This window comes from Metallosphaera yellowstonensis MK1 (assembly GCF_000243315.1).
Lineage (GTDB): Archaea > Thermoproteota > Thermoprotei_A > Sulfolobales > Sulfolobaceae > Metallosphaera > Metallosphaera yellowstonensis.
In genome coordinates this window covers 33,540-39,226 of record NZ_JH597768.1, presented here as the reverse complement: position 1 = coordinate 39,226, position 5,687 = coordinate 33,540, and the positions used below count along the sequence as shown (strand labels likewise).

Sequence of the window (5,687 nt, the reverse complement as noted above, 5' to 3'; positions counted from 1 at the left end):
GATCAATTAAGTCACTTTCATTCTATAGAAACAAATAGAAATCGCAATGGAGCCCTGAATCGCCCGTGTAGTTATGAGCTATTCGTATTTCTTCTTTTTTAAAGATTTTGCAGAACCTGCTTTGTGGATTAGTTGAAATTTCTTAGGTCTTAGACTAGAAGAAGTAAAATAAATTCTAAATCTTGCGTTGAGTTAAAAGTTAGTTATACGTTCCTAAATTGAAGAACTCCACAAAGCATTCACTAAGTACAATGATTAGCATATTGAATAAAATATATAGTTTAATAGTGACACTATCGTAAAATACTAGAAATTAATCACTTAAGTATTATAATGACACTATAATTAGTAAAATCAATTATTATAATTTCTGATATCTTTTTTAGAAAACTATTAGAGATTAAAGGATACGCACCATAATGGATAACATAAGTAACTCCATATTTATTAGTACCTAAACATAAGTAGGCATCATTACCAGTAGCAAGTGGAATATTACCACTAGGAGTAGAGAAATTGGCATATCCTGAGGGATTTAGCTTGAGCTTTTGTGCAATATTACTGGGGATTGCAACATCGTACCCTGTAAAACCAGTGTCTATTTTTAACGTAACTTTTTCCTTTAAGTTTTCTTTAACTATATATCCGTCAATTATTATTTCGTCACTTTGAGTTATATTTCCCATTAATCTCAATACATAGGCACCTAATCCTCTCCCTTATCAAGCCTTGAGAGGGCATAAGCTATAATTCCAATTGCACTTAAAGCTCCTACAACTACTGCTATTGGCTGCCATGCTGTTAAGGATTTAGGCGGTTCTAACGTTACTAAATATTGTGTCCTCACTTCTTTAATCCACTTCTTAGCAACGTTGTCAAATATGTGCAGTTTGTTATAAGCAGTTCTGTAAAAATCAAATACCTCATAAATTGAGGGAATAGTGTAATACTGTAAATGTTCTAAGTAGTCTCTACTAACTTCAAAGTGTCCGTCAATAAAGCCTTCATCGTATATCCTAACGTGGAGCTCCCAAATGTTATAAATCCTCATTGATAATGAGTATTTTTCACCCTTGTAAAATTCCAGTTTTTCCTCTCTAAATCTTGAGCCTTTTAGGGCGTCGACTACGTCCTCTATTTTATTTTTGGGAACGAACAACCTTAAATTACCTTCCTTTAGCACATAGTCTTGAGGCAAAGTAGCTGAATTTCCGTCAAAGTAAACTACATCTCTGGGTAAGTATGTTGAGATAGGGTATTCGACAGTCTGCATATTTCATCTTCTCAGCGTTAACTATTAAAAATTTTGTTTCCTTCTGCTTTCTTCGGTATAGTTAACTTTCAGCTTAAGAGAGCTTGGAGGAAATAGTTATTTTTAATTACTTCTAAATATCGTTTTGACAAGTTATGTTTATACAGTATTACAAATAGTTTTTATTGATGATCTCCCTAACTGATGACGGGCACTGCTCACGAGGGTGGGAGTGATAAAAGTGTGGATGGGAGGGTAGTGGTGTTTCCCTCGACCAGCCCCAATGAGTGACTGTGTATGATCCCTTCAAGGGGTGCCCGCGGCGGAATTAAAAGTAAGGATAAGTTACGCCACGGGTAAAAACTTTGAAGCTGTTAGGTAAGTGAACTTCAAATTCTAGGTTATCCTAGAACTATCTCGTTTAAATTAAGAAATAGCTTTTTATTATTGTAGTAGATAGTACATTGTTGATAGCTGATTATGATGAGCACTTTACTAAATAATTTAAGTTTTAGGAACTCAGTTAGAGGTTATGTGAAAGTCAGTGATGGTAGTATAATTATTTTGCGTGCAGCAATTGTGGACGTTATACCTTCGCAAGTACCTTCGCCTTTTGGTGCGGAATTTAATGTTAATTATATCGTTGGAATATCTGTGCATCCTTCTGAAGGGGCCCTAAATGAGGTCAAGGATAAACCTATCCTAGAGCCAGGTAAACAAGTTAATGAAGGCTGGATAGAATTGGAAATAGACGATAAAGTCTCAGCTTATGAAGAAGTAATTTATAAAGATGCGAAAATTGGTGAATATTTAATTAGACTTGAGATAGAACCAATAATGGCGTCTAAAAATACTCAATTTAAGATGCAACAAGGGCCTCTATATGCGTTAAGATGGGCCCCAAAGATAAGCTGGCACAAAATAGGTGAGAAAACATGACGGAGAATTTCATTATATACTCTAACTTGGAGCCAACACAAATCAGTATTTCCTCTAAGTATATTCCAGATAATATAACCACTACTACTGAGACCTATAGTAATTCTATCCGTAGTATTTTTAATATGATTGATGAGAAAGAAGCTCTTGAAATATTGAAAACTTATATTGATAAGGATTGCGTGAACAGGATCAGTAATTTTATAGATCTTAGGAGTTTAGCATCAATAGTCTTATGGCTGATTAATACATTTCCAATTAATATTTCTAGCATTAGTATTACAGAAGACGTAGAATCCTCGCAACCATTATTCATAGAAATTCGTATAAACAATTGTGATTGGGAAGAATGGAAGTACCTAGCAAAGTATACTAAAGATACTTTAAATAGAGAAGGTCTAGGTGACATTGCAGGTAAAGTGGTATTAGTATGCAACCAAGCAATGCAAATAAGTTAAAGCCCCATAAACTGTTAAATTATTTTGAGAGTCTTTTGAGCAATAGTTTAGATGAGGTATTTATAAGGAGAATAATTAGCGCAGTGTATTTCTCTCTATTTAACTATTGGTCTATAAAAAATATTTGTAAAGGGAATAAGGCTAAGGGTAACAACAATGATAGTTTTCCTCACACTCAATTTATTCAAGACTTAGCCAGTAGCGGACTCGATCCGCAAATATACTTCTTATATGTTTATCGTGTAGCAGTAGACCATTATACTTTAAACCCGACCAAAGTAACATTAACTAGCCATCCCTATAAAGGTCGCACTCAGAATGTTAAAATAGATGAAAACATACTAAGAAAAATTTTAGAATCAGCAAAAGATGTACTTAGCTTTCTTGATAATTATTAGTTACAAAAGTTTCTATAATCTTTAATCTTTTCATAACAAAAGCTAATGAGAAGTAAATAAATTATATATAAAAACTTTAGTATAGTTATTTTGATCACTTCTAAATGTTGTTTTTATTTAATTATATTATTATGAGATTATCCAAAAATTTTCCTTTAATAATATTTCAAATGATAACTCTGCTTACGAGTAAGTGATGTTTCCCTCTACTAGGGTGACTGTGTATGATCCCTTAAGAGGGCTACTAAGGCTGTCAACAGGAGTTTAGAGATGATTAAGTATTCCATAGCCTTAGTCTTTTGGGAGAGAAGGTTAGTTCCAGGTTAATTGTTTAGGTCAAATATGAGTTAGGGGTTTGGGCTTCATAGGATTTCATAGTATTTAATATCAATCCTCAACCCTTGGGCTTCACCAGGGTCACGGGGAAACCCGTTACCCCTCCGCCCATTTAGCGGGATAACCCCAACCCACCTACTCCCACTGGGAGTAAGAAAGAGGTGGGGAAACCCGCACATCTTGAGGTATATGTTGAGAGATGCGTTCAATTGCCTATCCAGAGTGAACCCATACCTTACGCAATGAAAAGTCCTGCCGACCTTTCGGGAAAGCAATGTCTGGTGTGACTTTACTCATATTAACCATTAAAGTAATATAAACTTCACGGTTTATCGAAAACTGTTGACTACGGCGAGGGGGCGATTCAGGGCCCCTTTGCGAATTGTAATATCTCTGTTGATTTGGACTTATTCAATGGAGGAATTATGAATGTATTTGATCATTTCACGAAGAAATAAGGAACCCTGTAATATTATTACAAGAATGAGATAACAGGTCGAGAGGTTGTAGTTGATGGCTATGGCCCGGGCGATCCTGTCCTCCAGGGGGAGTGGCACTTCCCGAACTCTCCGGGAGGGAGTTGAAGGACTCGGCCAGGTTGTTCGACCTGAGGAGGGGCCAGAGCTCCCTGGGGGCGAGGAGGTAGGAGAGGAGGGGAGAGCCACGGGTGGGGACGGCGAGGGAGAGGAGGAGGTCCAGCAAGACCCTCACCCTCCTGTCCACCCTCCGTTTGAGGTGGACCGGGCAGGTCTGCCTCGCGACCTTGATCCCGGAGCGGGAGATTGCCGTGTCTAGGGCCTTCGCCCCGTCGGCTACGACCAGGGTGAGGTTGTACCTCCTCCACAGCCTCACCAGGAGGTCCCAGTACCTCACGACGTCCTCCTCCCTGGTCAGGACCACATCAAGCACGGCCCTCACACCGTGGTCAGTGAGTCCCAACGCGATTAAGAGGACCCCCCTCCTCCCTCCCCTCAACTTCACGTACTTCCCGTCCACGACCACGTACTTGAAGTCCCCCCTCACCTCCAGCTCCTGGGTCCAGAGCTTGGCGTTCAACTTCCCTCCCAACACGGGCAGGAGGAGGGACCTGAGCACCAGCCCCTCCTCCCTGAGCAACTCCTCCTCCACCCTCGTCCTCACCCTCTCCCCTGTACATCACGGGTAAGCTCACCGTGACCTACTCCAGCCCGTACACTACCCCCGGAGGGAGACCTTGAACCCCTTCAAGAACCTGTACCTGGCGTAACCCCTCCTCCTCACCTCCTTCCCCCTGGCGTACCTCGGTAGACTCAAAATCATATTATGAAAAATAATTCTGACAGAATAATATCGATTCACGATAGATAACAGGATTTATAAGGGTATTAAGAATTCAGTTGAAGAAAGGTTTAAGGTGAGGGAGATGTGGTATTACCATGTGGGAGATCAAGATGGTAACACCGGTACTCCCTCACCAAAACAACGTTCAACAAATAGGATATAAATTACTTTCCATGCTGAACTTCAAGGGAAAGAGAGGGGAAGAGGTGGCGAGAACCCTCATCTCAGCGTGTTTATGGAACGATTCGGTGGAAAGCAAGTCGAGGGCGTATGGCGTGTCCCCACAGACCGTGAGGAATCACGTGGAGGAGCAAGGGGTGGAAGTTATTGAGAAACTCTTGGAAAGCGCCAGGAAGATGTCCTTGAAGGTACTGAAGGGAGTCAAGGAGATAGACGTCTCAACAGACTGGACGACCAAGACGTGGTACGGGAGACCGGTGGAGGGGCTCGGGAGTTCGGAGGAGGGAAACTCTTGGAACTACGCAACTACGACGACTAAAGATGGGAAAGTGCTCCTACTAGCTTTCATCACTCAAGTGAACGGGATGACCAAGGAAGAGGTCGTGAAGGCCCTCGTGGAGCAAGTCGTCGCCATGGGGTTCAAGATAAGGTTGATCACTCTCGACGATGGTTTCTGCACTGTAGATGTGCTCAACTTCGTTTCGCAGTTCAAGTACATAATCGGAGTTCCTGTTGGGGACGTGAAGGTCTACCAGGAGTTTGACGGCGAGTACGAGACGAACAGTAAGAGGCACAGGAGGGACGAGCAGGTCAAGTTCAGGCTCCTCGTGTACAGCAAGGAGAAGGTCAGGAGAAAGAAGAGGACTCTCGTTTACTTCGCTAGGGCTACGAACCTCGACCTACCGAAGGGGGAGGTGTTGAAGTTGTACAACAAGGTGAGGGGTCCCATAGAGACCTCTTACCGGAACGTTAAGGCTTTTCTCCCATTCACCAGTTCCACCAAGTTCGTCTTCCGCACGTTGA

The 5,687-nt window shown here is 41.2% G+C and carries 5 protein-coding genes and 3 pseudogenes; 4 read left to right on the top strand and 4 right to left on the bottom strand.

Going from position 1 to position 5,687, the window contains the following annotated elements; all coding sequences use genetic code 11:
* Nucleotides 1-317: 317 nt before the first annotated feature.
* Nucleotides 318-686, bottom strand: a complete 369-nt coding sequence (locus tag METMK1DRAFT_RS07720; RefSeq protein ID WP_009072587.1) for a hypothetical protein — start codon at nt 684-686, stop codon at nt 318-320.
* 20 nt (nt 687-706) lie between these two features.
* A complete protein-coding gene (locus METMK1DRAFT_RS07715; RefSeq protein ID WP_009072585.1) occupies nt 707-1,273 on the bottom strand; it encodes a hypothetical protein in 567 nt (188 codons plus the stop codon).
* Between the two features lie 459 nt (nt 1,274-1,732).
* Between METMK1DRAFT_RS07715 and METMK1DRAFT_RS07705 the strand changes: the two genes are divergently transcribed.
* The 3 genes and pseudogenes from METMK1DRAFT_RS07705 to METMK1DRAFT_RS17640 all read left to right on the top strand — a co-directional run.
* Nucleotides 1,733-2,191: a hypothetical protein gene (locus METMK1DRAFT_RS07705; RefSeq protein ID WP_009072582.1), complete on the top strand. Its 459-nt coding sequence runs from the start codon at nt 1,733-1,735 to the stop codon at nt 2,189-2,191.
* 125 nt (nt 2,192-2,316) lie between these two features.
* Nucleotides 2,317-2,649, top strand: a complete 333-nt coding sequence (locus tag METMK1DRAFT_RS07700) for a hypothetical protein (protein WP_245544598.1) — start codon at nt 2,317-2,319, stop codon at nt 2,647-2,649.
* 632 nt (nt 2,650-3,281) lie between these two features.
* A pseudogene (locus METMK1DRAFT_RS17640) lies at nt 3,282-3,374 on the top strand (IS1 family transposase); the annotation flags it as partial.
* Nucleotides 3,375-3,409: 35 nt separating this feature from the next.
* Here the strand turns inward: METMK1DRAFT_RS17640 and METMK1DRAFT_RS19045 are convergent.
* Both METMK1DRAFT_RS19045 and METMK1DRAFT_RS16425 read right to left on the bottom strand, forming a co-directional pair.
* Nucleotides 3,410-3,655: pseudogene (locus tag METMK1DRAFT_RS19045) on the bottom strand (transposase family protein); the annotation flags it as partial.
* Nucleotides 3,656-3,790: 135 nt separating this feature from the next.
* A pseudogene (locus METMK1DRAFT_RS16425) lies at nt 3,791-4,667 on the bottom strand (transposase); the annotation flags it as partial.
* A gap of 146 nt (nt 4,668-4,813) precedes the next feature.
* On the opposite strand from METMK1DRAFT_RS16425, the gene METMK1DRAFT_RS07685 reads away from it, so the two are divergent.
* The coding region (locus METMK1DRAFT_RS07685; protein ID WP_048087850.1) for an ISH3 family transposase at nt 4,814-5,687 on the top strand (874 nt) is incomplete at its 3' end.